This is a genomic window from Bradyrhizobium sp. 1200_D9_N1_1 (genome assembly GCF_052075915.1).
Taxonomy (GTDB): Bacteria; Pseudomonadota; Alphaproteobacteria; order Rhizobiales; family Xanthobacteraceae; genus Bradyrhizobium; species Bradyrhizobium diazoefficiens.
Genome location: NZ_CP197226.1, coordinates 1,038,873 through 1,064,444, shown reverse-complemented (window position 1 = coordinate 1,064,444; position 25,572 = coordinate 1,038,873). Strand labels below are relative to the sequence as shown.

25 protein-coding genes and 2 pseudogenes are annotated in these 25,572 nt (G+C 59.4%); 14 read left to right on the top strand and 13 right to left on the bottom strand.

Annotated features, from left to right (window positions below; translation table 11 throughout):
- Positions 1–15: 15 nt before the first annotated feature.
- The 4 genes from AB5K84_RS05195 (at position 16) to AB5K84_RS05180 (ending at position 4,630) form a co-directional block, all read left to right on the top strand.
- Positions 16–636 (top strand): JAB domain-containing protein, encoded by a 621-nt coding sequence (locus AB5K84_RS05195; protein WP_011090894.1) that lies wholly within the window; start codon positions 16–18, stop codon positions 634–636.
- Between the two features lie 157 nt (positions 637–793).
- Entirely contained in the window at positions 794–2,035 is a 1,242-nt protein-coding gene (locus AB5K84_RS05190; protein WP_011090895.1) for a tyrosine-type recombinase/integrase, read from the top strand.
- A complete protein-coding gene (locus AB5K84_RS05185; protein WP_014498593.1) occupies positions 2,032–3,375 on the top strand; it encodes a PDDEXK nuclease domain-containing protein in 1,344 nt (447 codons plus the stop codon). The genes AB5K84_RS05190 and AB5K84_RS05185 overlap by 4 nt, the downstream gene beginning before the upstream one ends.
- Positions 3,376–3,433: 58 nt before the next feature.
- Complete coding sequence (locus tag AB5K84_RS05180; RefSeq protein WP_225163673.1) at positions 3,434–4,630, top strand: hypothetical protein; 1,197 nt, start codon at positions 3,434–3,436, stop codon at positions 4,628–4,630.
- 90 nt (positions 4,631–4,720) lie between these two features.
- On the opposite strand, the gene AB5K84_RS05175 is transcribed toward AB5K84_RS05180, so the two are convergent.
- The 5 genes from AB5K84_RS05175 to AB5K84_RS05155 all read right to left on the bottom strand — a co-directional run bounded on the left by AB5K84_RS05175 (position 4,721) and on the right by AB5K84_RS05155 (position 9,133).
- Positions 4,721–5,461, bottom strand: coding sequence for a hypothetical protein (locus AB5K84_RS05175; protein ID WP_441232378.1), 741 nt, complete (start codon positions 5,459–5,461; stop codon positions 4,721–4,723).
- A gap of 84 nt (positions 5,462–5,545) precedes the next feature.
- Positions 5,546–6,306, bottom strand: a protein-coding gene (locus tag AB5K84_RS05170) for an IS5-like element ISBj2 family transposase (protein WP_110115815.1) whose coding sequence is annotated in 2 segments (ribosomal slippage) — positions 5,546–5,967 and positions 5,967–6,306 — 762 coding nt in all. Because the reading frame shifts where the segments join, the coding sequence is not laid out codon by codon here.
- Between the two features lie 45 nt (positions 6,307–6,351).
- Positions 6,352–8,046, bottom strand: a complete 1,695-nt coding sequence (locus tag AB5K84_RS05165) for an AAA family ATPase (protein ID WP_441232377.1) — start codon at positions 8,044–8,046, stop codon at positions 6,352–6,354.
- Positions 8,043–8,267: a hypothetical protein gene (locus AB5K84_RS05160; protein ID WP_014498594.1), complete on the bottom strand. Its 225-nt coding sequence runs from the start codon at positions 8,265–8,267 to the stop codon at positions 8,043–8,045. Before AB5K84_RS05160 ends, AB5K84_RS05165 begins: the two co-directional genes overlap by 4 nt.
- Positions 8,268–8,356: 89 nt before the next feature.
- A complete protein-coding gene (locus AB5K84_RS05155) occupies positions 8,357–9,133 on the bottom strand; it encodes a helix-turn-helix domain-containing protein (RefSeq protein WP_014498595.1) in 777 nt (258 codons plus the stop codon).
- Positions 9,134–9,319: 186 nt separating this feature from the next.
- Between AB5K84_RS05155 and AB5K84_RS05150 the strand changes: the two genes are divergently transcribed.
- The 3 genes from AB5K84_RS05150 (at position 9,320) to AB5K84_RS05140 (ending at position 12,930) form a co-directional block, all read left to right on the top strand.
- Positions 9,320–9,874, top strand: a complete 555-nt coding sequence (locus AB5K84_RS05150) for a hypothetical protein (protein WP_014498596.1) — start codon at positions 9,320–9,322, stop codon at positions 9,872–9,874.
- A gap of 118 nt (positions 9,875–9,992) precedes the next feature.
- Positions 9,993–11,780, top strand: a complete 1,788-nt coding sequence (locus tag AB5K84_RS05145; RefSeq protein ID WP_014498597.1) for an ATP-binding protein — start codon at positions 9,993–9,995, stop codon at positions 11,778–11,780.
- A 40-nt stretch (positions 11,781–11,820) separates the two neighbouring features.
- Positions 11,821–12,930 (top strand): IS630-like element ISBj5 family transposase, encoded by a 1,110-nt coding sequence (locus tag AB5K84_RS05140; RefSeq protein WP_011085265.1) that lies wholly within the window; start codon positions 11,821–11,823, stop codon positions 12,928–12,930.
- 10 nt (positions 12,931–12,940) lie between these two features.
- On the opposite strand, the gene AB5K84_RS05135 is transcribed toward AB5K84_RS05140, so the two are convergent.
- From AB5K84_RS05135 to AB5K84_RS05125, 3 genes are all read right to left on the bottom strand, one after another.
- Positions 12,941–13,705 carry an IS5 family transposase gene (locus AB5K84_RS05135; protein WP_014498598.1) on the bottom strand — a complete coding sequence of 255 codons (765 nt, stop codon included), beginning with the start codon at positions 13,703–13,705 and terminating at the stop codon, positions 12,941–12,943.
- Between the two features lie 558 nt (positions 13,706–14,263).
- Entirely contained in the window at positions 14,264–15,328 is a 1,065-nt protein-coding gene (locus AB5K84_RS05130; RefSeq protein ID WP_011088795.1) for an IS110 family transposase, read from the bottom strand.
- A 257-nt stretch (positions 15,329–15,585) separates the two neighbouring features.
- Positions 15,586–16,170: a DUF308 domain-containing protein gene (locus AB5K84_RS05125; protein WP_009734588.1), complete on the bottom strand. Its 585-nt coding sequence runs from the start codon at positions 16,168–16,170 to the stop codon at positions 15,586–15,588.
- Between the two features lie 246 nt (positions 16,171–16,416).
- Between AB5K84_RS05125 and AB5K84_RS05120 the strand changes: the two genes are divergently transcribed.
- From AB5K84_RS05120 to AB5K84_RS05095, 6 genes are all read left to right on the top strand, one after another.
- The gene (locus AB5K84_RS05120; protein WP_223153791.1) at positions 16,417–17,043 is read left to right on the top strand and encodes a TetR/AcrR family transcriptional regulator; all 627 of its coding nucleotides are present in this window, start codon (positions 16,417–16,419) and stop codon (positions 17,041–17,043) included.
- Between the two features lie 159 nt (positions 17,044–17,202).
- The gene (locus tag AB5K84_RS05115; protein WP_014498601.1) at positions 17,203–17,850 is read left to right on the top strand and encodes a L,D-transpeptidase; all 648 of its coding nucleotides are present in this window, start codon (positions 17,203–17,205) and stop codon (positions 17,848–17,850) included.
- A gap of 104 nt (positions 17,851–17,954) precedes the next feature.
- Complete coding sequence (locus AB5K84_RS05110; protein WP_011090906.1) at positions 17,955–18,833, top strand: oxidoreductase; 879 nt, start codon at positions 17,955–17,957, stop codon at positions 18,831–18,833.
- Positions 18,830–19,678 (top strand): alpha/beta fold hydrolase, encoded by an 849-nt coding sequence (locus tag AB5K84_RS05105; RefSeq protein ID WP_011090907.1) that lies wholly within the window; start codon positions 18,830–18,832, stop codon positions 19,676–19,678. Before AB5K84_RS05110 ends, AB5K84_RS05105 begins: the two co-directional genes overlap by 4 nt.
- Before the next feature lie 105 nt (positions 19,679–19,783).
- On the top strand, positions 19,784–20,314 hold the full coding sequence (locus tag AB5K84_RS05100) for a VOC family protein (RefSeq protein ID WP_026192141.1): 531 nt from the start codon (positions 19,784–19,786) through the stop codon (positions 20,312–20,314).
- 146 nt (positions 20,315–20,460) lie between these two features.
- On the top strand, positions 20,461–20,886 hold the full coding sequence (locus tag AB5K84_RS05095) for a hypothetical protein (RefSeq protein ID WP_223153792.1): 426 nt from the start codon (positions 20,461–20,463) through the stop codon (positions 20,884–20,886).
- A 463-nt stretch (positions 20,887–21,349) separates the two neighbouring features.
- Here the strand turns inward: AB5K84_RS05095 and AB5K84_RS05090 are convergent, their stop codons facing one another.
- From AB5K84_RS05090 to AB5K84_RS05075, 4 genes and pseudogenes are all read right to left on the bottom strand, one after another.
- Entirely contained in the window at positions 21,350–21,703 is a 354-nt protein-coding gene (locus AB5K84_RS05090) for a hypothetical protein (protein WP_014498603.1), read from the bottom strand.
- Positions 21,704–21,776: 73 nt separating this feature from the next.
- Positions 21,777–22,671 (bottom strand): annotated as a pseudogene (locus AB5K84_RS05085) (IS5 family transposase); the annotation flags it as partial.
- Positions 22,672–23,336: 665 nt separating this feature from the next.
- Complete coding sequence (locus AB5K84_RS05080) at positions 23,337–23,621, bottom strand: helix-turn-helix domain-containing protein (protein WP_014498605.1); 285 nt, start codon at positions 23,619–23,621, stop codon at positions 23,337–23,339.
- 261 nt (positions 23,622–23,882) lie between these two features.
- Positions 23,883–24,047, bottom strand: a pseudogene (locus tag AB5K84_RS05075) (Mu transposase domain-containing protein); the annotation flags it as partial.
- Here AB5K84_RS05075 and AB5K84_RS05070 point away from each other — a divergent pair.
- Entirely contained in the window at positions 23,970–24,275 is a 306-nt protein-coding gene (locus AB5K84_RS05070) for a transposase (protein ID WP_202557294.1), read from the top strand. The pseudogene AB5K84_RS05075 and the gene AB5K84_RS05070 sit on opposite strands and share 78 nt — an antisense overlap.
- 19 nt (positions 24,276–24,294) lie before the next feature.
- On the opposite strand, the gene AB5K84_RS05065 is transcribed toward AB5K84_RS05070, so the two are convergent.
- Positions 24,295–25,179 carry a hypothetical protein gene (locus AB5K84_RS05065; protein ID WP_014498607.1) on the bottom strand — a complete coding sequence of 295 codons (885 nt, stop codon included), beginning with the start codon at positions 25,177–25,179 and terminating at the stop codon, positions 24,295–24,297.
- Positions 25,180–25,572 lie beyond the last annotated feature (393 nt).

Here is a 25,572-nt window from a genome sequence, read left to right as displayed (position 1 = left end):
CGATGCTGGCGGCCGATGCCCGCCAAAGCCGACCACGACAAGACCAAGCCGGAGGACGCGCCGCACTATCACGGCCATCGCGAGCGGTTGCGCGAGCGCTTTTACAGCGCCGGGGCGGATGCGCTCAGCGACTACGAGCTTTTGGAGATGGCGCTGTTTCCGGCGCTGCCGCGGCGCGACACCAAGCCGCTCGCGAAGACGCTGATCAAGATTTTCGGCTCGTTCGCCGAGGTCGTGCACGCGCCGGTGGCGCGCTTGCGCGAGATCGACGGCATCGGCGAATCCGCGATCCACCAGCTCAAGCTGATCGCAGCCGCCGCGCATCGCGTCGCCAAGGGCGAGGTCAACAGCCGCAACGCGCTGTCGTCCTGGAACGAGGTGATCGACTATTGCCGCACCAGCATCATGGTGGTGGCCTTTGCCGACAAGGAGCAATTCCGTCTGCTCTTCCTCGACAAGCGCAACCAGCTCATCGCCGACGAGGTGCAGCAGACCGGCACCGTCGACCACACCCCGGTCTATCCGCGCGAGGTGATCAAGCGCGCGCTGGAGCTGTCGGCAACCGCCTTGATCCTGGTGCACAACCACCCCACTACCCACCCTATGATCACGTTGGATCACGTTCAATACCGATGAATCATCAACGATATATCCGATTTTTTCTTCATTGCACACAGGGGGCGGCTATGGCAAATTGGGAGCGGTAAGAGGGGTTGAAAGCGGCTTTCCGATCCCAGCAAACGATCCCCGTTTCTCCTCGACCGATCCCAGTTGCGGCACAGGAGGAAACGCCATGCCAAGCCTGACCGACACCGCGATCCGACATGCGTTGAAGCGGGTGGAGCTAAGTCAGAAACAGGAAAATCTCGCCGACGGTGAAGGGCGCGGCACCGGCCGCCTCGTGCTTGTCCTCAAGCCCATGCCGAAGCGCGTCACCGCCGACTGGATGGCGCAGCAATGGCGCGATGGGAAGCGGACCAAGAAGAAGCTCGGGGCTTATCCCTCCATATCGCTCGCCCAGGCACGCGAAATATTCAAACGCGACTTCGCCGACGTCATCCAGAAGGGTCGCAGCATCAAGATCGCTACCGACACGCGCCCCGGCACCGTCGCTGATCTGTTCGAAGGCTATGTCGCCGCGCTCAAGGATGCGAGCAAGCCGTCCTGGAAGGAAACGGAAAAAGGCCTTAACAAGATCGCCGACACGCTCGGACGCAACCGCCTCGCTCGCGAGATCGAGGCCGAGGAAATCATCGAGCTGATCCGCCCGATCTACGAGCGCGGTGCCAAATCAATGGCCGACCATGTGCGCTCCTATCTCCATGCCGCCTTTAGCTGGGGCATGAAGTCTGACAACGACTATCGGCAGCAGTCTTCCAGACGCTTTCGACTCCCTTTCAATCCGGCAACCGGCATTCCTACCGAGCCTAAGATCCAGGGCACGCGCTGGCTTGACGAAGACGAGTTTGTGCAACTCTATCGCTGGCTGGAGAGCCCCGACACGCCGGTCCACCCCTCCTATCCCCGCGCGGTGCAACTCATCATGCTGACAGGGCAGCGCGTCGAGGAGATCGCGCGGTTTCATGTCAATCAATGGGACGCCAGTGAGCGAATCATCGACTGGTCGAAGACCAAGAACCTCCAGCCGCACGCTGTCCCAGTGCCATTGCTTGCCGCCGAGCTGATCGAAAAGATCAAGCCGAACGAGTATGGCTGGTTCTTCCCCTCCGCCAAGGACCCCTCGAAGCCTGTCAGCCACGGCACTCTTTATAGCTTTGTTTGGCGGCAGCGAGATCGCGGCGTGATTCCATATGCGACAAACCGCGATCTCCGGCGCACGTTCAAGACGCTCGCCGGCAAGGCAGGCGTGTCGAAGGAAATCCGCGATCGCCTCCAGAACCACGCGCTACAGGATGTCAGCTCCAAGCACTACGACCGCTGGCACTATATGATCGAGAAACGCGCTGGCATGGCGAAATGGGACAAATTCGTGCGCGCCATGCTGGCGAAGAAGCGACTGAAAGAGGCCGCATGAGCTCGCGGCCGCGAAAGCCCCCTCGCCGCAGCGATGCGCTCGGTTCCGCTGGCGAAGTGGACGCGCAAAGCTACACGGCGTTCGTCGGGGATCTGAAGCAGAAGATCGCGGCGGCACGCCACCGAGCCAGCTTGTCGATCAACCGCGAGCTAGTGACGCTCTACTGGACGATCGGGCGCGACATCCTGGAACGGCAGGAGCGCGAAGGTTGGGGTGCCCGGGTGGTCGACCGTCTGGCTGGCGATCTTCGCCTGGCTTTCCCGGAAATGACCGGTTTATCGCCCCGGAATCTGAAATACATGCGCTCGTTCGCCGAGGCCTGGCCCAACGGCGAATTTGTGCAACAGGTTGTTGCACTATTGCCATGGGGGCATAACGTCCGTTTGCTCGACGCCGTCAAAACGCAGGAAGAGCGCACCTGGTACGCGCGGCAGGCAATTGAACACGGCTGGAGTCGTAACGTTCTTGTCCATCAGATCGAAAGCAAGCTTTTTGCCCGGCAAGGAAGCGCCCTCACCAATTTCTCGCGAACCCTGCCCGCAGAGCAGTCCGAGCTTGCCCAACAAATCCTCAAAGACCCCTACACGTTCGACTTCCTCTCGCTTGGCCCAGACATGCTGGAGCGCGACCTCGAGCGTGGTTTGGTCGAGCATCTGCGTTCACTCATCCTCGAGCTCGGCAAGGGCTTCGCATTCGTCGGCAGCCAATATCACCTCGAAGTCGGCGGGCAGGATTACTACTTGGACCTTCTTTTCTATCATCTGCGTCTTCGCTGCTTCGTGGTGATCGAGCTGAAGATCGAAGACTTCAAACCCGAATTTGCGGGAAAGATGAACTTTTACCTCTCGGCCGTGGACGAGCAATTGCGCCATCCCGACGACAAACCGACCATCGGCATCATCTTGTGCAAAGGGCGCAACGAGGTGATCGTGGAATACGCGTTGCGAGACTCCAGCAAACCGATGGGGGTCGCCCAGTATCAGCTCTCGGCTGCGTTGCCGCCACAACTCGAGGATGCCCTCCCGACGGCCGCGGAGTTCGCGCGAGAATTTCCACTGATGTCCGTGGTCAAGCTACGCATCGAAATCGAGCGCGCGGTACGCGATCTCGCGGACAAGCGAGGCGTCGCTTTCGACCGGCCGACCGGCATCATGAAAATGCTCCGTGATCTGCATCGAAATGGATCGGTGCCAAGTAGCACAGAGCAGATGCTCGACGCCCTCCACACCATGAACGAAGCTACGCATGGCATGGATGTGGACCCGGAGACCGCTGAACGCGCCGTCGAAATCGGCACGATCTTCCTTGGGGAACTCCAGAAACTGAATACAGACGAGTAAGGTGCTTTTCGCGGCAAATCCGACACCGACAAAACCCCAGAAAGCACAGGACAATCTCGTGGAAGACAGCTGGCCGACGTGGCTCAAAATTATGGAGAACGGCGCCGTCGGAGAAGCGCGTACGCGTTCTTTTCTCATCGACCGGTTCTGGGTTCTCGAGCGGAGCGTAGATACCGACGGGGCCGATTTTCTCATACAGCGACGCACCACCACGCAGCGATTTACCGATAGAGTCCCGCCGCGCGTCGGAGTGATACAGGCAAAATATTTTCAGGATCGCCGCACAACGCACTACATTCCCAAAAGCTACGTGGTTGACGACAAAGGAATGCCGCTCGAAGGCTTCTTCGCGCTTCTTCACGTCGGCCGGGAGGACGACGGCGAGATGTACCTGCTGTCGGCCCGGCAAATCGTCAACACGCTATCCATCAGCAGCACCCATTCACCGGAAAGCTACGTCGTCGGCACGACTGCGCTCCAAGGCACTTTTAGAATTAATGCCCGTAAGCTCGCACTCGATCAGATCGAGCATAGCTTGAAGAGCCAGACCTACTACCAGTCGGCCGCCTTCCTGGACAAGCTCAACATTCCCTATCGGCGCTTCAGCGAAGACGACATCGACTTTCCTTGGACACTTCCGCTTCCGAACCCCGTCGGTGAAATCCCGAAGATGTTTGTTGAGCAAAAAGAGGAGCTCAGAAAGATCGTTTTCGACATGGAGGAGGTGTTGGGAGCCATCGACGCGGTCCTTACAGAAAAAGACCCGCGTCGAGCGCTCGAGCTGATGGACGCGCTGCGTTACCATGTCGATGGTTACGGCAAGATCACCTTCGGCGGCCGGGGAGACTTCAACTGGGGCGATTTTCCAGACGCCCTCGACACCCACGACCGCTGGCGCCAAGGCCTCCAGACAGACGGACTGCTAGAGCCTTACATCGCAATGGGCGATAAACTGCAAGTGGCTCTTGTATCCCATACAGCCGCTCATCCGCTAACCGATAAGGGCAGCTTCCTCCAGGCGATCATTGAATATGATCGGGATACGCTCAACGTCATTGAGCTGTCGGTCAAATCGGGCACGGCCGCCGAGAGGGAACCGGAAATCAAGACCCCCGGGCATGTCCGCATGGCAAGCTCGCTCGGCGAGTGGGTCCCACGCAAAATCAAACCGATGGACTACACGATCGAGAACGTCTGGTGGAATGTCATGCGCTACGTCATCGAAGAGCGCTATCCCGACCCACACTTCGACTAGCTTGCGGCAACTCCCTGCACGCGCAACGCCAGGGCCTTCGGCCCTGTTGTTGCTTGATCGCGAGATTGTCGCGTAGCCTCCGTGAGTCGCTTAACGGCGATCTAACCGGCGATAGTATCGCTTCTGTCCGTTACTCGGATCAACGTAGGTAAAGCAGTCCGCGAGACTATCAATGCTCTGCAACACCCCCAGCAAGGCGTAGGCGTTGAAAGGCGTCCCCGCGCCGGTCTCGTAGTGGCTGACGAAATTCCCAACGATCGATGGCACATGATGGTTTTGGAGATCGGCGATCTGCTGAGGCGTCAGCACACACCGATTGGCCGCATGATAAAGCTTCACGGCCTCGCCGATTGCGTCGATGTAGGTCGAAAGCGTCCGCTTGTCACCACGGGTGGCATAGTCCGGTGGAACAGGGATCTCCAACTTGGCGATAATCTGTCCCAGCTTGTATTCGAGATATTGCCGCAGGATCGGCGCACCAATATCGATCTGGCCAGCATTCAGGTGCTGCAACGCCTGCGCCTTGAGACGATCCGCCTCCTGGGCCGATACCATGAGCCGCCCCTTTGGAGGCATGCCTTGGAGCTTCTGGTGATGCCAATCCGCAGTGCCATTGAGCTTGTCGAAGTACTTCTCCAGGCTGGTGTCATGGCTCAGGAAAATGAACTGCAGCCCGTCCGGCACAGCGCCATAGCGTAGCAACGTCCGCACGGCGTCCATCAACGCGAACTGGTGACCAGCGTCAAAGCTCGATGTCACGTCGTCGAGCACCATGAAGCGCGGAACACCGCTGTGCTTGGTCGCGGCCGCGAAGAAAATCGCAGCCGCCACAGCGTTCCGATAGCTTTCCGAGAGTAGAGCCCGGGCACTGAGGTCCTGTAGGCCGAAGAAGTCCGCGAGCTTTAGGGTCCAGACTCAATTGAGCCAATATGCGACGAGAGCGGCGAGATGAACAGCGGCCAAAAAATTACGGGCGAGCTTGTCATATCGCGTGGCGATGCGCCGGAAGTCCTTGAGCCTGCAAAAGCAGCGTTCGATGACATTTCGTCCTTTGTAGGCGCGTTTGTTGAAGCGATGGATGACGACACGGTTAGATTTATTGGGGATTACGGGCTTGGCGCCGCGACGAATGATTGCGCCGCGAAGCTTGTCGCCATCATACCCTTTGTCGGCGAGGAGCACGCTCATGGGTGGCGCGAGCGCCAGGACATCGGGAGCCGCAGCGATATCGGCATCCTGGCCTGGAGTCAGATGCAGGACGACCGGCCGGCAGAGCGGATCGCTCAGCGCATGGATTTTTGTCGTGCGGCCTCCGCGCGAGCGGCCGATTGCTTGATTGTGCTCCCCCCTTTTCCGCCGGAGGCACACCGGTGAGCTTTAATCGAGGTCGAGTCGAGCGACAGTACGACGCCGTCTTCGCCAGGCTTGGCCAGCGCTTCGAAGATTGCGCACCATCGTCCTCGCTTGGCCCAGCGATTGAAGCGATTGTAGATCGTCGTGTAAGGGCCGTATTCACGTGGACAATCACGCCATCGTGCACCCGATTGCAGCATGTGAATGATGCCGCTGACGATGCGTCGGTCGTCGTCCCGATCCGGCCCCGTCAGTCCCCTCGGCAGATGCGGTTCGATACGCGCCCATTGCCTGTCGTTCAGCCAAAACAAACCAGCGCGCATTCTCTCGCCCCCGAATCAACACGTAGGCAAGAGAATCACGTGGCGCTATTTAGGTACAGACCCTAGATCAACGTTTTCGCTGTTCTGCGCGCGGCTCAGGGTCGGCTTCACATCGGGACCGCCTCGCACGAACCGGCCGAACAGATCCTGACAAGCGGTCTGAATCTCGCCAATCCGCTCGTTGGCCAGTTCGGCTTCGGCATCAGCAAAGCTTTGGCCGGCGCGCGTGATGAATGTCTTCCAGCGATTCAGAACCTTGAGCTTGTCCTGTTTCACCTTGAGCACCGGCTCGCCGCTCTCGTATTCCAGCACGGCATCGCGGAACTGCTTTGCGAAGCTGAGGATGCGGGTTACCTGCACCAATGAGGGAGGCAAGCGCGCCTGCAACGCGTCGGCCTCACCTCGCACCCGAGCAAGAGTTTCGCCACGCTGCGTTTCAAGAACCCCGAGGCGCGCCTTGATGATCTCCAGGTCGGAGGTCGCCAAATCCCCCTTCTTGGCGGCCAAATCGAACGCTACGTGCAAGCGATCACCCGTCGCGATCGCCATGGCCGGCGCCTCTTCAAGCTTGCGTAGCTTCGCGATCCCAGGCGCTGTGGCGACATCGTTGATGAGTTCGGCCCCGAGCTGAGCGGCTACATCGTATTTAGCGATCTTGCCTTCCAGCCGCGGCTTTAGAGCATCACTACCTTTCGCCTCGCAAACTGGGCATTGATTCGGGTCGTGCCAATCGGAGCCGGACACCACAGCCAGCGCATCGCGCAAAAGGGCGTGCAATGCTTCCGCGCCGACGCTGCGCACGGCCTCGTCTCTTCTTCCGGCCAACTCGAGCAGCCGATCAACGTCGGCCAATTCCTCTACCGTGACCTCAAGCCCCGCCAGCGACGTGGCGGAGGTCGTTAGCGTGTCCAGCGTCTTTCGCGCTTCGCCGCCTTCCTGTTTCTCGATCGCCAACTCTGCCGCTTCGAAATCGAGATCCATTACCGAGGCCTCGCCGATCAATGGCTTGAGCAAGGCGATGGCGGATAAGGCGGCGGTTACCGCCGCCTTCAGATCGGAGAGTTTATCGACGGCGGCGCTTCCCGCTCCGGCGACCTCGTCATGCGCCGCAATGACACGCCGCTCGATCGCACTCAACGCGCGCGCGCCTGTGGTCACCTCGGCATCAAGCGCGGAGAGGCCCAGATCACTGTTGACGTTCTGCGTTCGCTTGGCGCCGTCCAGAGCCTGACGTAGCCGGGAGTATCGGCTCAGTCCCACGAGCGATGCGAAAGAACGTCCCCGCTCCAAGGCGGAGATATCGATGAGCTTTGCGAACCGATTATAGTCGACGAGGACGAAATCCTCCTGCAGGCTCGCGAGGAACTGCTGCGGGTCGGCATGACCGCTCGGCGAAGTCACTAGGCGCGCACCGTTGGCAGCCCGCACCACCTTGATCGCCACATCTGGCGAGGCGTCATCGCTGGCGAATATCAGATCAACCGTCGCTTGCTGCCCGGGATGGAAGCGATTCACGATATAGCTGTCGCCCTGCTCGGCTTCCTGGAGCGCCTTCAGGCGCGGGACAATGCCGTGGATCGCGAAGCAAACGGCTTCGAATATGGAGCTTTTACCGACGCCGTTCGGCGCATGCACCGAGTTGACGGCGTCAGATTTGAACTTGAGGACGAGCGGGTCACCGTCATTATTGATCCCACGAAAACCCTCGATGGACAGGCTGCCCAGGAAATACCGCGTCATGCCTTGTCCTCGCCCAGAGGGATGGACATGCCATCAAGCGCATCCAGTACCGCCTTATGAAACTCGCCGATTGTTGCCCGGCTTGGCGCGGTGTCACCTCCCGAATCCAGCAGATGCAAATTGTCGAAGAGGATCTTCGCGCATTCGGGATCGATCTGTACAGCCTCGGCCCTAAACAAAGCGAGATTGTCCTCGAAAGTATTTTCCAGCTTAAACTTCATACGCTCCCCCGACTTCCGCCCAATGCACTTCTATTTGATTTCAGTGCGCGCGTGCAATTCTGCGACGATCAAGCGATTGCGTCTCATCATCAGGCTGTCTCTGTTTCGTTGTCGCTCTTGCGAAGCTTCCGCCATGCCGGAAGGATGAACGGCTGCCCATGATCGATCGGCACGCGCATGGTGGTCTCGCCATATTCACCCGGCGGCCCTAGTGCTACGACCTGACGGCTTTGATAGGAGAACGGCTCGTCCGGCGGTGCGACCGTGTAGCGCTCCGGCAATCGCCTCAGAACCGAGGTTCGATAAATCCAGATGTCGTTGCCCTTGAGAAGGACGATGAGCTGTCGCAGGCGCCGGCGAACCGCGATCTCCGTCGCGGGGGGAATGTCGACGAGAATATCTCGCTGCGACCAGGACAAGCCAACGAGGATATCGAAAAGCTCCTGCGCATAGGCTCCAGTTTCCTCATCGAGCGTTGTCTCGATAATGCAGGCCACGTCGTGCGAGCGGGCCGCCTCCGTATAGAGCGCGCCCTCGTCCGCTGTCGCACTGGCGATGTCATAGTCGTTGCGGGGGATGAGCCGGTCCTCATCTTCCATCAGCGCGGAAAGGACTTCCGGCGCACTTACGGTCGGCGTCATTTCCGAAAGCTCGGAGCCAAGGATAATGCGTTCACGATGAACTTGCAGCGCTTTTGCCAACCGTTCAGCCGTTGTCACTGCAATTGGCGCATTCTCATTCTCGATCATACGAAGCATGCGAATGCTGACACCGATTTCACTCGCCATTTCCTTTTGGGTCGACAGCCTTTCAAGCTGCTCCCTCAGGGCTTTCACCGCCTTCCCGTTCGGCACGACCTTCCTCATCTCAACCTCATCCCGTGTATTCGATGACTCAAAATTTACATGAGGGAGCCTGGCAGCGTGAGGCAGCCGACCGGAATCGGAGCGGCACACTGGCGGCAAACCAGCAAACTGGGCAATTCAACGTGCAGTACCCTTGACTAGGCATTTATGACCGGCCATTTATGACCGGTCAAGGAGACCTTTATCATGCTTCGTTACAATCCGGAGAAATTCGCCTCGCTCTCGGAGTCCGACATCGGTCAGCGGATTTGGTCGTTTCTTACGAAGCCCGCCACTATCGCTCGCTTGGAGACGGCCTCGGAGCTCGGAAAGCCTGCCGTCGAGGGCATCGAGGAGCAGCTTCTGGAGGAGTTTCGCGAAGATGTTCTGGTTGACCGCGTCAAGCAGATGGTCGGCCACATGGTCAGGCAGATATTGGAACAGCGCGATTGGGTTCTCGACCAAAGCGACGTGAAGGTTCAGTCGGTGCCCTTCAGCAAGGCGGCACGTTACAGGCGGCCCGATTGGATCACCTTCCATGCCTTCCGCAATACCAAAGACCCGCGCGACGTCGTCATCACCGACCGTCGGCAGAACGCGCCTCTGCCGAAAGACGCTCGCTGGACCTTCTACGCAACCTTTGCCAGCCCCTTGAAGGCGGCGGTTGCGTTCGGCGTCAATGACACCCCCAAACTTCGCCGACAAGTGCAGACCCACGGTTTTCACCGTGTCCACATCCCGCGAATGCTGCGACGCGCCTAATCCAGGAGAAATTGAAGGCATGATGCAGTTCAACGACAGGTGCGACAGAGCGGATACCCATCGCCGAACGCGAGCGGCCATCGCACGCTTTTATTGAGCCATAACGAGACCGCCAGATATGGAAACGTTCAACCTTGATCCCCGTCAACTTGCCCGGATCGAAGCCGTTCATCGCGGGTTCCTCTATCAGCACCTCTATGCCGCCGCGTGTCTGTTTGATGCTGCCCGGGCCGGTGTGACCCATGTCATCGTCGAGAATGATGAAGACGTCGAACTCGTCCAGCCTGACAGACGAATCTACCTACAAGTCAAAACTCGGGCATCTAACCTTATTCTAAGCGACATTGATGGCGCACTCTCAAGGTTCGCGGCTATTAGACAGGAGCACGAGGAAGGTCGACGGAGCGGTTCATGCCAGTTCGTCATAGTATCGAATAGTGCGCCTGGGCCGGAATTTGCCAAGCTTATCACAGGTAAAGAATGGCCGTCCGACACCAGGCTCCATTGGCCGCAATCACCGGCGGTAGACGAAGCCCTTCCCTTGCCGTGGAGGACCATCGCGGATGGTTTCGAGGCGTGCCGAGCGGCTGCCGAAACGCTTCCTTTTTCCGTATTGGCTCCAGAAACCCTCGTCTGGAAAATCGCTGGCCGGATGATGGCAGCAGCGGGTGGGATTGAGCCAAGCTCCAATCACACGTTCACGGTTGAGGAATTACCGGCACTCTTCGAGCAGCTTGTTGTCCAACTCCAAGATTTTCCTGCTCCGCCGCTTCGATATCGTCCGCAGGAACATGAACCAAATCTGGCAAATGGCCAACGCGTGCGGCTCGTCGTCGGCCTCTCCGGTGCAGGAAAGACGTCCTGGGTTTCTCAGACAGCTCTGCATACTTCTGACCGTCTGGCATATTACGATATTGCCGAGATATCCGGCCCTGCGCTGGCCAATGCCGTCGCACGCGAACTTGCAGCTCGCATCTTCGGATCGCGTGGCGGCAAGCTAGGCGAGATCTTGTTACCGGGCGCAAGCGGCACCGAAATCCTGTTTGCGATCGGTCGCCACCTAGCCGAGGACAAACTCACCGCGACTGTGGTGTTGGATAACGCGCATCGCATTGCAGCCGCGGATTTGGTTTCGCTGGTCGGGGCCTCCGATCAGCTGCAGTTTGTGCTTCTCGCCCAGCCCAGCGCAACGATCGCCCGAATCGAGGCAACGCTTGGCGTGAAGGCGGAGTTGCTTCTCGGCTGGTCCAATGAGACGGCCGCGGCCGAGGGAGCGTCGCTCGGATGCCGTGGGGATTTCTCAGACTATGAGCGCTTGTTGAAAATCACTGGTGGGCTGCCGCTCTACGTCCAGAATGCGCTGAAAATTGCGGCTGAAAGCTACGAGGGGGTGGTCACCCGAGTCTGCGCGGCGCTTGAGGACCGCACCCATATTGTCGAGACTGCGCAAGAACTTATTCTGTCAGATGTCTTCGACAGATTTAACGACCCTGAGCGCCGCGCTGTCGCGGCGCTCAGTCTCAGCGACGTCCCACTGACTCAATCCGAAGCCAGTGTCGTATTGAAGCGCGCCTTCGACCTCGAGCCGGAGATCGCGGCCACGGCATTCAGGCGATTGCGAACAAGCGGTACAATCCAGATTTTCGGTGTCGATCGTTTCAAGATTCACGATGCGATGAGACCGCTCGGCCGCACCTACCTGAGTGACGCCGGGGGTGAGCATCTGCAAAATGCACGCGAGGCCATTCGCGACCTCCTTATAAAGGCACTACCCAACGATCACGACCGTCAAAGAGTTTTTCTTCTCCTGAGGATGTTTGTCGCTCTTGGGAACGTGAAGCCTCTCGTTGAGATGGCCACCGACGAGATATTTCACGAACTAGTCATCTGGAACGGAAGTTCGTGACATTAGTTGATCGCTCGGATCTCTAGAGAGGAGAGCGCTCGTGGCGAATGCAGGTGTGAAAGGCCGGCCGATCGCGCCGTTGGTGCTGAGTTCGCAGGAGCGGGCGTACTTGGAGAGGCAAGTTCGTCGTCATCGTGTAGCCCGATCGCTATCTGAGCGATGCCGCGCGATCCTGCGGTGTGCAGATGGTCTGCCAAGCAAGTCTGTGGCTGCCGAACTTGGCATCCATGAACACACCGTCGGCAAGTGGCGCCGCCGATTCTTGAAGGATCGTTGTGATGGCCTGCTTGACGAAGCCCGCCCGGGCCGCCCTCGAACCATCGACGATGATCAGGTTGCCGAGGTAATCGAGCGGACATTGCGTACGACGCCGCCCGACGCAACGCACTGGTCGATCCGCTCGATGGCTGCGGATACTGGCTTTTCTCACACCACGATCCGCCGAATGTGGACGGCGTTCGGCTTGCAGCCGCACCGCAGCCAGACATTTAAACTATCGAGCGATCCGCTATTCGTCGATAAGGTGCGCGATATTGTCGGGCTTTATCTGTCGCCGCCTAACCGAGCCGTTGTCCTCAGTGTCGATGAGAAAAGCCAGATCCAGGCACTCGATCGCGAGCAGCCGGTCTTGCCGATGATGCCTGGGGTGCCGGAACGTCGCACGCATAGCTATGTGCGGCATGGTACGACCACGCTGTTTGCCGCGCTCGATGTCGCTTCCGGCTTCGTCATTGGCAAATGCTACAAGCGCCATCGGGCGCTCGAGTTCTTGAAGTTTCTCAAAGAGATCGACGCTCAAATCCCTGAGGGGCTCGCTGTCCATATCGTCATGGACAACTACGCTACCCACAAGACCCCCAAGATTAAAGCGTGGCTCGCTCGCCGGCCGCACTATCATGTCCACTTCACGCCGACTTCCGCGTCGTGGATCAATCAGATCGAGCGCTGGTTCGCTGAACTCACCAGAAAGCAGATCCGGCGAGGTGTTCACACCTCCGTCAGGCAGCTCGAAGCCGACATCCGTACCTTCATCGAATTGCACAACAACAACCCGAAGCCCTTCAAATGGACCAAGTCCGCAGACCAGATCTTGGCTTCCGTCAAACGCTTTTGCCACAAAGCCCAGCAGACTTTATGTGGCGAACTTTAGATTCATGTGACTAGGGCGCGGACTCATAACGAGCGGCGAGCCATAGCCGGATAGATGCAAGTTGGATGAAGGCAAGGTAGTTTCCAGCAAGCCTGTCGTAGCGCGTCGCCACCCGACGGCATTGTTTGATCCTGTTGAAGAACCGCTCGACGCGGTTGCGGGCGCGGTAGAGATACGGGCTGAAGCAGATCGGATCGGTCCGATTGCTTTTCGGCGGGATATTGGCCCATGCGCCCTTTTTCATGGCAAGCTCCCTGATCCAGTCAGCGTCGTAGCCGCGGTCGGCGAGCAGCATTGATCCGGATCTCAAACGAGAGAGCAGTTTACCGGCAAGTCGAACGTCGTGCGCCTCGCCAGGACTCAACGCAAGTTGTACCGGTAGACCATTGCTGTCGACCACCGCGTGGATTTTGCTCGTCAGACCGCCGCGTGACCTTCCCATCGATTGACGCCAGTTTCTTGTGATGCAGGCCCCATGTTGATGTACGCGAACAATGGAAGTGTCGATCATCTGCACGGCAGCATCATGGGCGCCGGCCAGTGCGCTCATGAGCTTGGCCCACACGCCGGCCCGTCGCCAGCGAACGAATCGATTGTAGCAAGTGGTGTACGGACCGAAGTTTTCTGGCAGGTCGCGCCATGGCGCTCCGGATCGCAAGACCCAGAAGATGCCGTTGAGGACACGACGGTCATTCACCCGCGGCACGCCGCGCGACTTATTCGGCAACATCGGCTTAATGACGGACCACTCATAGTCCGTGAGTTCGTAGCGCATGATTCGGCCCCTTCCGTTGTGTGGCTTGAATCATGGCTCGGCTGTCGGGCTCAACTGGTCGCTATGCACTCGAAAGCCGACCGATTATGCTCACCTTGAGTTTTGTCGTTCCTGACCCAATGTATGGTCCGGCCGTGCGTAGCAAGAGGTTCGTCGATCAGGTGGTGAGTGGTCTTGCATCAATGTATCCGGCCTTTGATTGGAGCATTCTCTCCGGGCCATCATGGATATCAGCGCGCGTGCGTTCTCATTAGCGGACAGGCCTCGATTGGGCCATTTGGGTCACCAGTGTTCGCATGCGCCGGGAAGACCGAACCTCCATCTCGTCTCATCCTCTCGCAGACCTTGGCTGGAACCTGTTGATGGGGTTACGTCATCGCTTGCTCCTCCTACCTCGCAGTTCCTGTGTTCGAGCCGGGGGCCGTTCCTTCGTCCCGGCCCGCAGGACGTGCGTCGCGTCGCGCGCACGGGCGGTCAAGGCCGGCCGTTGCGCTTTGCTTGCGGCTGGCTCCGGCGTTGCCAGGCCGCGCCTTGACCGCCCCGAGCACGGCGCGACGATCAAGCGGATTGGACGTCTGCATCGTTGGTCCTTGTCAGCTCGAAGGCGCGTCCTTTAGCCAGCACCGCCCAGGCGATGCGGGCAAGCTTGTTGGCGAGTGCGATCGCTAGCACGTTGTGGTGCAATCGCTTCTTGGCGGCTTCGATCCAGGATCTGAGTCCGTAACGTTCCCAGTTCTTGATCCTGACCAGCACCACCCATGCCGCCTGCACGAACAGAACGCGCAGGTAGCGATTGCCGCGCCTTGAGATTTTGCCGAGGATCGTGCGGTCTCCCGTCGAGATCTGCTTGGGCACCAGTCCGAGCCAGGCGCCGAAGTCACGGCCTTTGGAGAAGACGTCTCCAGTGCCGATCGCGGCTACCATGGCGCTCGAAATGATCGGCCCGATGCCAGGCACCGTCATCAGGCGCGAACATGCCTGATCTTGACGGGCCAGTGCTTCGATCTCGCCGGAGAGGCTATCGATGCGCTGATCCAGCCGGCGCCAGTCGCCTGCCAACTCCTCGATGACACGCAACATGCGTGGCGACAGGGCATCGGTGCGCGTGGCAAGGATGGTGGGCAGTTCTGTGCGCAGGAAGCCGATACCCTGGCGCACCGCGATCCCGCGTTCCAGCATGAAGGCGCGAATCTGGTTGATGATGCCGGTGCGTTGCGACACCAGCCGCTCGCGCACCCGATGCAGCGCCTGCAGATCCAGTTGCTCCGCGGTCTTGGTCGCCACGAACTTCATCGTCGGGCGTTGCACGGCTTCGGCAATCGCTTCGGCATCATTGAAGTCGTTCTTCGGTCCTTTGCTATAAGGGCGGACATATTTGGCCGGCATCAACCTGGCATCGTGACCTAGCGATGCGAGTTTGCGGCTCAAATGATGTGCGCCGACGCAGGCTTCCATGCCGATCAGGCAAGGCTGCATATTGGCGAGCCGCGCCTCCACCTGGCCACGCGACCACTTTTGCCGCAGCACGATGGCGCCGCGCGTATCGTGGCCCACGACGTGGAACGAGTTTTTGCCGATATCGATGCCGATCACGGCGATCGCAGTACTGGGTGTCTGGGACATGGCGTGCTCCTTGTCTTGGCGCCCCTGGCCAGCTTATCGCTGGCGGGGCAGGAGCACGGCCGGACCATCCCATTAGCAGATCTGAGGCGTTGCGCCGAGCCCCGCGAAGTAGCCAACGTGGTGATCTTTCTCGATAGGACGGCGCCAGCGCGATGGCTGGGCCGTCCTGACGGCTGATGCGGGGACCATCAATCGGCTAACCGGCGGTATCGAAGACAGCTGCCGGTCCTTCATGATGAAGGTCCGTCAAACGTGTGCTACGCAGTGGTTTGCACAGAAGAGCGACGCAAGCCGGTGCTCCATAGCCAAACGGCCGAAACCATAAAGTAGAAGGCACCGAACGCGGCGTAGCCGGCAACGTCACTAATCCCGACATTGGTAACAACCCCCGCCCGGTAGACGAAGAAGCACCCCGCCAGCGCCGACTGTGCGCCGCTGAGGATCATCGCCCATTGTGCGCCGGCCGATCCCCAGCGGCCCACGCCGGTCGCAAGCTGAAGAAGCCCCGCGACGACCGCCCATGCCCCGAAGATCAAAAGCACGGCATTCATGCTCCGCGTCAGCGCGATGGTGACCGCTATTGCAGTAATAATGCTAATGATGACATTGACCATCTGGCTCTTGCTCGAAGCAAGCCCACTGCTGCGTTGCGCGTCGAGATAGTTGGCGAGGGCATCCCACAAGGGATAGGCAACCAGCAGGATGGCCGCGAGATGGGAACGGTCTCTGGCGATCGTCAAGGCCGCAACCGCCCATAGAGCCGCGACGGCAGAGCGAATGAAATAGTAGCGCTTGAGCCAGGCATTGGCTTTCGGAGAAGGACGTGTAGTGCTGAGCGTCATGTGGTCTCTTCCTGGATGGCAGTTACCCGTCCGCCTGGTCATTATGTTTTCACGCCACGGCGTAGCAGAGGGGAAGCATCATGATTGTCGTTTCGCCTCCTTTGCGAGGCGGCGTCGGACAGGATGTAACCAACTACGAGGCGATGCCGGGAGCCGTTACTGAGGCCGAACGAAAATTTTGGACGGTCCTCACAGCCTGAGCAACGCAGGCCTGCATATAAATCGACTATTGCAATTAGGAACCGTTTGGTTTATATTGCCCGTATGATGACCATCAATACCAAACTTCCTGTGGGACGCCCCCGTGAATTCGATCTCGACGAGGCGGTGAGGCGAGCGATGCAAATCTTTTGGGATCGTGGGTTTCACGACGCATCGTTGCCTGATCTGCTTGCCGGAATGCAGCTTTCGAAGGGCAGCTTCTACAAGGCTTTCGGTGACAAGAAATCTGTCTTCCTGCGCGCCCTCGAGTTCTACACCGACGATGGCGTACGAAACGTCCAGGAGGTTCTGCGATCAGCCCCCTCGCCGAAGGCGGCAATCCGCAACGCGTTGGTGCGGTATGCGGATTTGTCGTCTGGGAAAAAAGGGGTGCGCGGTTGTTTCGGTGTGTTGACGGCTGCCGAGATGTTGCCGGGAGATCCCGACATCGCAGAGGTGATCAAGCGTCTTTTCTCCAGGCTTCAAGCCCTGTTCGCTGCAACGATCGCGAAAGGACAGGCCGCCGGCGAAATCGCCAATAGGTCCGATCCTGAAGTCATCGCGCACTTTATCGTCTCACATGCACAAGGCATGCGGGTGCTTGGTAAAGTTGGATCACGCCGCGACGAGATGCTGAAAGATGCCGATCTCCTGATGGAGATGCTTTTTTAAAAGCAAAATTAGGAACCAATTGGTTCCTATTGCAGTTGTGCCGATGGCACGCTTGGCTTTCCTGGGAGCTTCAATGTTCGGATATCAGCAACAGAGTCACCGATTGGACTGCGGCGAAGGTTACGGTTCGATATGAGGAACTCAGATGCCAGGCGCTCTATGCGGTTCTCGGTATTCGGTGCAATGGCGATCGTTCTCTCGGGTTGTGCCAGTCGCAGCGGCCTCGTCGAGGCCGATATCATCAGCACGCCGAGTGAGTACGCGCAACTCGTCGACGGAGTTTACACCTTACCAGCCGTCGACATATCCGGCGTCGATCCGGCGATGTTGCGCCAGCGCGTGGACTATACGACGAATGAGCCTGTCGGGACGATTGTCATCGATACGGCTGCTCATCAGCTCTATCTTGTCGAGGGCGACGGAAAGGCCATGCGCTACGGCATTGGCGTTGGCAAGGATGGTCTCGCTTTCGCAGGCACCGCGACCATTAGGCGAAAGGCGGAATGGCCGCATTGGACTCCGACCAAGAACATGATGAATCGGGAGCCTGCGCGCTATGGCCATCTCGCCAGCGGAATGGCCGGCGGGCTTGGCAATCCCCTTGGACCACGCGCGCTGTACCTCTTTCAGGGCGAACGGGACACGATGTTCCGCATTCATGGGACGACCGAGCCGGAGACGATCGGTCGCGCCGTTTCGAGCGGATGCATTCGACTCATCAACCAAGACATCATCGATCTCTATAGCCGGGTCAAGATCGGCAGCCGCGTCGTCGTCATCCAGGGCGGCCGAGCGGTGAGTTCTTGAGCATGGCCTCTGATCGCAGAGAGTCGGTCGGCCTTGGCCGATATCACGGGTCGCAATAGCGGCGAACGATTTGCATCGTCTGATAACAACTCGGAGAAGAAAGCATGAAGACTTGGCTCATCACAGGCTGCTCAAGCGGCTTCGGCCAGCGGCTCGCGCTCGCGGCGGCGGAGCGCGGCGATCAGGTCGTCGCGACGGCCCGCAGTGTCAAGACGATCGAGGATATGGCCGAGCCTTTCGACGGCCGCATGATCACCGTGCCACTGGACGTGACCGATGCGGCGGCAGCCAAGGCCGCGGTCGCAAAAGCGGTCGAGACCTTCGGCGGGTTCGACGTGCTCGTCAACAATGCCGGATACGGACTGCATGGCGCGATTGAGGAGGGGACGTCTGACGAATACCGGCCGATGTTCGAGGTAAACCTCTTCGGTTTGATCGAAGCCACCAGAGCCGCCCTGCCCGTCATGCGGCGCTCGGGCGGAGCGATCGTCAATATGTCGTCCGTCGCCGGCATCTCGGGCGGCGGAGGCGGCGGTTACTACAACGCCGCCAAGTTCGCCGTGGAAGGGATTTCCGAAGCGCTCGCCAGCGAGTTGAAGCCGTTCGGCATCCGAGTGCTGATCGTGGAGCCTGGGCCGTTTCGCACCGATTTCCTCGGCCGTTCGATCACAGTCGCCGCCAACGAGATGCCGGAATATGCCGGGACCTCGCGCAGGCACTATCGCGAAACCAATAACGGCAATCAGGCGGGCGACCCCGACAAGGCGATCGCAGTGATCCTGCGCGCCGTCGACGACGACGACGCCCCGCTTCACCTGCCGCTCGGCCCGGTCGCGCATGCTGCCGCCGAGCGAAAGCTGGCTGCCTTCCGCAGCGATATCGACGCCTGGCACGACATCACGATCGCTACCGATTTCGACCCGCCCGGAACGCGGGTCGCGAGCTCCGATCGAACGTCAACATCGACGGGACAGCGACCATGATCGCGACTCTGAAGGGTTTTGCCCAACAGCTGGTGCCGGTGAACGGCATCAAGATCAACGCCGTCACGGGCGGCTCAGGCCCGTCGATTCTTCTGCTGCATGGCTGGCCGGAAACATGGTGGGAATGGCACCATGTGATGCCGCAACTGGCCGCGCATTTCAGCGTGGTCGCGATCGATCTGCGCGGCGCCGGCTTTTCCGACTGTCCGCTCGGCGGCTACGACAAGGCGACAATGGCGCGCGACGCGCACGAAGTGATGGCTGCCCTTGGCCATCAACGCTACGCAGTGTGCGGCCATGATATCGGCGGAATGGTGGCCTTGCCGCTGGCTGCTGTCTATCGAGAGGCCGTAACCCACCTGGCCGTTCTGGACGTTCCGCTTCCCGGCTGGAGCGGATGGGAGGCGACGATCGCAACGCTCTGGCACTTTGGTTTCCACATGAGCCGGGATCTCCCCGAGCGCCTGATCCATGGCCGTGAATACGACTATGTTTCGAGCTTCATGGCCGAGCGGTTCTACGATCACAGCAGCTTCGATCCGGCGGATGTCGAGATCTACGCCAAAGCAATGGCGCTCCCCGGCCGCACCCGCGGCGGCATGGAATGGTATCGCACCCTCGCCGCCGACCACGCAGCGGCGCTTGAGTACAAGAAGCAACCGCTCGAGATCCCGGTGCTGGCTCTCGGCGGGGATCATCGCTTTGGTCCGCATATGGTGCCGATGGTCGAGGAATTCGCCAGCAACGTAACGGGCGGCTCGATCGCCCGCTGTAGCCACTATGTCGCGGACGAGCGGCCGGATGCAGTCGCAGCCGCTCTGATCGAGTTCATCGGAGCCCATTGAAACTCGGCGCCCGTGTCGTTGTGGGCCGGAGAAATCGCGACACTGCGGCAACAGAGCCCCGCACTCATCACGATCGATCAATTCAATCAGAAAGGACAACCCGTCATGACCACACCTATCATCCGCGGCGTCAACCATATCGGCATCACGGTGCCCGACATAGAAGCCGCGAAATCGTTCCTGGTGCAAGCTTTCGGCGGCCAGGTGATCTATCAGTCCTTCGGGCCGCAGGATCCGCCGCGGCAAGGCCCCGAATTCGAGCGGGCCGTCGGAGCGTTCCCGGGAACGGTCGTGCGTGGACAGGCGATGGTCAAGATCGGCACCGGACCCGACATCGAGCTGTTCGAAATGCACGGCCCCCAACAAGCCCAGCCGATCCGAGCGAGCGACTTCGGCATCACGCATTTCGGTGTCTACACCGACGACATCGACGCCTCGGTCACGCGCTTCGAAAAGGCCGGAGGCACACGCCTCACCGCGCCGCGCGCGATTCCTTACGCAACCGAGAAAGGTCTTGGAAACAAGGTCTGTTACTGCCGAATGCCATGGGGCACCACGATGGAATTCATCACCACGCCAGATCGCATGCCTTACCACGACCAGACGGCCTTGCGGAGGTGGCAAGACGAGGATTGAGATGAGCGGGACGGCGCCGGCTCGCGCCGTCGACATGCAGGTTGCACGGCACCGGCTGGGCGCTCGGTCCTCCGCGCGTCTTTTCGAAACAGAGTCCAAGCCGCCGTCTCATCCTCGATATGTGCCCGAATCGGCGGGGCAGCGCGATGCCGGACGATTCACACGGTTCGCGTAAACCGGGCAAGGGCCGTCCGGCGGCCGACATACATATCGATCGCAATCATAAACAGCGGACGCGCGCTGAATGCGAAGGTTCTGTAGAAAGTCGTCTGATGGCAAATGCAACAATGGTCGTGACCTGCAGCGGCGGCACATACTTCGATCGCGACTATTATGTCGACGTGCATCTACCGTTGGCGCTCGCATGCTGGCAGAAGCATGGCCTCGAAAGCGCCGCCGCCTTCTTCCCTCGAGACGTCAATTCGGTAGATGTTTCCGTCGGGTTTTATCGGTTTCGCGATGAGGCTTCGCTTCACGCTGCGCTTGCATCCGCCGACACCGACGCAATTATGGACGATGTCCCCCGATTTACTGACGCCAACGTTACCCGAATGATCGGAGCCCCGCTCTGACGGGCGGATGTCGCGATGCATCCCGTTAACTCGTCAATTCCGACTGGCAGGATCATACGCCTTACCAGTGGACGAAATTCCTGACATTGACGCCGGTCGCGGCCAAGCGTCGACCCATCTCGGAAGTCCGACAATGTCCGCTTTCGCGCCGTTGTTGGGGGACAAGCGGACATAGGTGCGCCTACTCTCAGCGGCAGAGTTTATGAGTACGCACCCTAGTTTACAAATGATCGTTTTACGTTCTTGCGGCGCCCATGGTTGTCTTTGGGCACGAGAGGGCGATCGGCGGACAGTCGAAGCGGATCTCGTAGTGCGGTGGCCAGAAAGCGACATCGCAAATACATAGGAAGAATCCGGACATGAACAAAACCCAGATACATTCCTTCGTGCTTCCCGATGCAGCAAAAGCATTTTTGCAGAAGGAACTAGCTCCCATCAAATATCCTGCCACCGCCTACGGATCTTATCTTGCGCAGATCTCCGCAGTGCGGTCGAAGATCGCCGTTGCGTTGACCGATATCCTGCCGTTTCTCTCGGAGCAGGTTCCTCCGTCAGCTCGCCCCGCGGCTATCGAGATTACGAATCTGCCGGTCGATGCGAACATCGACCGCCCTCCGTCCAATGGCGCGAAGCTAAAGCATATCCCAAAGGCGTCGTACTTGTCTGAGAATCTACTCGTTCTCTTCGCCGGGCTGTTCGGCACTCCCTTCTCGATGTCGTTCGAAAGCGAGAGCCTAGTGAACAACGTCATTCCCTTGCCGTCCGCCAAGTCGGACTTTAGCGCCCTCAGCTCTTCGTCGGATCTGAGCTTCCACATCGAGAACGCGGCCTTGAGATTTCATGACAATGGCCGCGACTGTGCGCCAATGGCGCTGTTCTTCACTGGAGTTGTAAGGCGCGGCTGCCTTGCCCTTGCCGATGCACTCCACCTCCGGGGCGTGGAAAGAATAATGCTTCCAGCCACGCTGACGCTGCTGTTGCGAGCGGATCTGCGAAGCGCGGCTGAGCGGGAGGACGAAGGCGTTCTCGAGCACAGCTCGACCTTCGATCTTGCGGCCGATATCGCGGATGATCGTACGCCTCCGACGGGGATCTCGTCGTATGCGTACGGATGATCCGGCCCAGCCGGCTGTGCAGGATGCGCAACTGCCGCTGATGCCGCCTGAATTGCTTGGCATGGGCGTAGCGTCCCGCCATCATTGCCGCGGTCTTGGCGACGCGAAGATAGGACTGCCGCAGCTTGACCCCGTGCTTCCTCGCCATGCGGTTGAGCCCCTTGATGGCCGCGTGCAGCAGCTTAGCATCGGTCGGAAAGGTGATCGCCTTCGGCTGCACGGTGGTATCGACCGTGACACGCTTGAGGTCCTGGCTGCGTAACGCGCCGGCTTCGTGCGCCACCCGCAGGCTCTCGGCCAACAGCAGCTCCAGCTTGTCGCCGAGCCGCTTGCGCCAGTGGCTCAGGTCCGAGCGCTCGTGCGGAAATGAATGCTGGAAGAACTCTTCGCCGGTGAAGTACTGGAAATACGGGTCGTGGACCCAGCGCTCGCACACCCCTTCGTCGGACAGGCCGTAAATCTGCTTGAGCAGCAGCAGCCCAATCACGAAGCGGGTCGCGATGCCTGGCCGGCCGTTCTCGCTGTAGAGCGGGGCGATCTCCCCATCGATCCAGTCCCAGTCGACCCTGCCGGCGAGCTGAACCAGCTCGTGCTTCATATTGATGATCTGGTCCAGCCTGGCCCGGAACAGATCGCCCGATCCCGTCGCCTTCTGCTTCTTCGGCCGCATCACCCCCTCCGATGCGACCACGGAATCATGACTGGCGATTCGACGGAATCTTGAAAATGAAATTGGAAGGTTCCGATCCCTGAAGCATCAAAACCCTGCAATCGCAAAAAAGCCGGTCTGTCAGATTACGATTCCACATCAGTCGCTTGGTCGCTCTTAACGGACGACTGCCTACTTCATGTTCACGCCGATGATGCGGTTGCTTTCAGCGATTATCCTGCGGAAGGGCTGAACCGCCATTTTGCAAAGCATTCACGTTATCGTACCCCGTCGTCGTGACGGCCGCTAAGCACATCGCTGTCCTGGGCCTGGTCGCCGATCTCCGCAGAACCGCTTCCAGAATCCGGCGCGTCGCAGTAGGCTTGCGACCGGTCGTCTATCGATAGCGCGCTCCTCCAGAAAGTGATTGCGGATGCGTTCCCGTTGCTCATCCGTCAGCCAAATCATTCTTTTTAGCGTCCTCGTCGTCGAAGGTTTCGGTCGCGCGACTAAGCCGAGATTAGGAATATATCCGTAACGAAGATTAGCCAGTACGCTACTTACAAGCCACGAACTTCTATAAACGCTTGGTCCATTGCTAGCATGACTTTGTCGAAGGCCGAATGTCCCTTGAGGTCACTTCGCATGGAACGACGCCGCCCGACAGCCTCAGCTTGCCGCTTACACTATTTCTTCTTCCTGCGACGTGGACGCGCCGGCTTGCGACCTCCAGGCAGGGTCTTGGGAGTCGTCGCACTTTTAGACGGCCGAATAAACAACTCGGACAAATGAACGTCCAGCGTCTCGGCGATGCGTTCGAGAAGATCAATTGTCGGGTTCTTCGATTGCCGCTCAAGAGCCCCCATATACGAGCGGTCAACCCCCGCTTCGTAAGCCAATTTCTCTTGCGAAATACCTCGCTCTACGCGGATTCGACGCACATTCCAGGCCACAATCGCACGAGTTTTCATGCGTAAAACATGTCATGAAGCCGGGGCTTCAAACCACTGGCTATAGTCCCGCTATTAATTTCTTCGCGAAAGCCGCCTGCAGCGCACACTCGCCTAAGCTTCCTCCGACCACGGCTTCGTATTCGGCAAGAGTGCGTATATAGCGCGACAATCAGGATGAGAGTCTCACCCTGATCGCCGCCGCGCATGCGTAACAACGACGGCGGTGGGGACGCCGCCAGCTCCGCCGCGATCTCAGCCGGGCGGACCGCGCCATTGCGACTAACAACTCCATCGAGATGAGCGGAGTCGACGACCCGCAGCCGGCGCCCATCCGATTGCAGTGTGGACGGCAACCTGGTGCAATCCATGGCGGATCCGCACTTCCCCGGCCACGATCGTCACCGCCATGCGCTCGCCAATAAGGCGCCATGGCACGGAGTAGCTGTTCGCGTCGATCTCGACGGCGCAATCATTGCCGACGACGTGGGTCAGTTCACGCAAGGGTCCGAACGACGGCTGTCCGCCGAGCGGTTTCAACCGATGTATCTCATCACGCGCAAAGCGGATGATCGGGGCGCCTCGCCGGTCGCGCCCTGGATGCGAACGTTCGCAACATCACGCTCCCATCTGTCGAGATGCGCCTCGAATGCTTCCCAACTTGGGAAGGAATGACCGGCGATCGCGTTCTTCTTCACGTAGCCGACGCCATTCTCCGTCTCGCCCTTCGTGCGCGCCCGATACGTCTGCAAACAATCTCGGCGTCGACCGCCCGATGGCGCGCAGGCTCGATCAACCATCTGAGCGTGTCTCGCTCACCGGCCTCGAGGACGGCCAGCCGCTCACCTGCCGCATCAGATTCGTTCTCCACGGCTGAGAGCCCACGGCTGAGGCTCGAGGCATCGAGCTTCAGGAGACCGGCGAGCAACAGGCCGAGCGCACGCCAATCGTCGAGGAACGACATGATAATCGGTGCACCTGCGGATTTCGCAAAGACGACGAGCGGCGCTTTGTCCGCCTCCGACAATCGGACGCACCACTCAAAGCTGCCAAGCCGGAAGTCGGGCGCTGTGGCAGACGCCGTGAAGACCGAAGAACTGTCGAGACGGCCATAGACCAGTCCCTGGTTGTGGACGGCTTCAAGCGCCTTCGCCAGACGCTCGGCGTTGCGCCAGAGAACGATGCGCGAGCGCGGGACATCAAGATTGTTCAGCCAGTGATCGGGGCGCGCATGCTTGACCATGGTATCGAGTGGCGCGAGATCTCGCGGCATGGCCAGAAAGAAGGCATCCGACGCCTCGCCGTACCGCAGCAGTTCGACGATGACCTTGTCGGCGCCTGGATAGGCGAGCACACGCTGTGCCTGGCGCATTTCATGCTGCCAAATTTCACGAAGATCATCGTCGACCGCTGAGCCGGTCTTTTGCCAGTATTTGAGCACGACTGGCTGGTCGTCGCGCTTGTCGTGGGCCGAAATGATCGCCGATTTGAGCGGCTCACCACCGGGGGCCGAGAGGTATTGGTCCCCAAGGTCGAACTGATCCGTCAACGGCCGCAGTTTTTTCAATGTGCTCGGCATCAACTATGAGCTCAAATGGAGCATCTGCTTTGGCGCGGCGGGCGTTTGCACATGCAATGATTTTCAGTATTCGCAGCCAACTAACGATGGTATCGAAATTTGCGTCGGCAACGTCCCGAGCAGCGGGATAGCCTGATTCGGCGAGCTGAATTTAACAAGAATTGTCACCGGCATCCGCCGGTCGCAGCAGTATGTCTGAAATATCCCCTGCGAGCCCTTCCGCGTCCGCACCCGCTCTGGTAGCTACCCGCCTTGCCGGGGCCGCCGCAGGCAGCCACCCGGCACCGGTTCAGATTAAGCCAGAAATACCGCAAATTAACTTTTTATATCAACCACTTATAGCTATACTGCCTGATTCTTCGTCGCCTTGGATGAGCTTCTTTGGGGAACGGA

Coding starts and splice junctions, on each gene's coding strand:
- AB5K84_RS05195 (WP_011090894.1), top strand. CDS start 16: ATGCCCGCCAAAGCCGACCACGACAAGACCAAGCCGGAGGACGCGCCG.
- AB5K84_RS05190 (WP_011090895.1), top strand. CDS start 794: ATGCCAAGCCTGACCGACACCGCGATCCGACATGCGTTGAAGCGGGTG.
- AB5K84_RS05185 (WP_014498593.1), top strand. CDS start 2,032: ATGAGCTCGCGGCCGCGAAAGCCCCCTCGCCGCAGCGATGCGCTCGGT.
- AB5K84_RS05165 (WP_441232377.1), bottom strand. CDS start 8,046: ATGACGCGGTATTTCCTGGGCAGCCTGTCCATCGAGGGTTTTCGTGGG.
- AB5K84_RS05160 (WP_014498594.1), bottom strand. CDS start 8,267: ATGAAGTTTAAGCTGGAAAATACTTTCGAGGACAATCTCGCTTTGTTT.
- AB5K84_RS05155 (WP_014498595.1), bottom strand. CDS start 9,133: ATGAGGAAGGTCGTGCCGAACGGGAAGGCGGTGAAAGCCCTGAGGGAG.
- AB5K84_RS05150 (WP_014498596.1), top strand. CDS start 9,320: ATGCTTCGTTACAATCCGGAGAAATTCGCCTCGCTCTCGGAGTCCGAC.
- AB5K84_RS05145 (WP_014498597.1), top strand. CDS start 9,993: ATGGAAACGTTCAACCTTGATCCCCGTCAACTTGCCCGGATCGAAGCC.
- AB5K84_RS05135 (WP_014498598.1), bottom strand. CDS start 13,705: ATGCGCTACGAACTCACGGACTATGAGTGGTCCGTCATTAAGCCGATG.
- AB5K84_RS05130 (WP_011088795.1), bottom strand. CDS start 15,328: ATGTCCCAGACACCCAGTACTGCGATCGCCGTGATCGGCATCGATATC.
- AB5K84_RS05125 (WP_009734588.1), bottom strand. CDS start 16,170: ATGACGCTCAGCACTACACGTCCTTCTCCGAAAGCCAATGCCTGGCTC.
- AB5K84_RS05115 (WP_014498601.1), top strand. CDS start 17,203: ATGCGGTTCTCGGTATTCGGTGCAATGGCGATCGTTCTCTCGGGTTGT.
- AB5K84_RS05110 (WP_011090906.1), top strand. CDS start 17,955: ATGAAGACTTGGCTCATCACAGGCTGCTCAAGCGGCTTCGGCCAGCGG.
- AB5K84_RS05105 (WP_011090907.1), top strand. CDS start 18,830: ATGATCGCGACTCTGAAGGGTTTTGCCCAACAGCTGGTGCCGGTGAAC.
- AB5K84_RS05100 (WP_026192141.1), top strand. CDS start 19,784: ATGACCACACCTATCATCCGCGGCGTCAACCATATCGGCATCACGGTG.
- AB5K84_RS05095 (WP_223153792.1), top strand. CDS start 20,461: ATGCCGGACGATTCACACGGTTCGCGTAAACCGGGCAAGGGCCGTCCG.
- AB5K84_RS05090 (WP_014498603.1), bottom strand. CDS start 21,703: ATGTGGAAGCTCAGATCCGACGAAGAGCTGAGGGCGCTAAAGTCCGAC.
- AB5K84_RS05080 (WP_014498605.1), bottom strand. CDS start 23,621: ATGAAAACTCGTGCGATTGTGGCCTGGAATGTGCGTCGAATCCGCGTA.
- AB5K84_RS05070 (WP_202557294.1), top strand. CDS start 23,970: ATGGCGGATCCGCACTTCCCCGGCCACGATCGTCACCGCCATGCGCTC.
- AB5K84_RS05065 (WP_014498607.1), bottom strand. CDS start 25,179: ATGCCGAGCACATTGAAAAAACTGCGGCCGTTGACGGATCAGTTCGAC.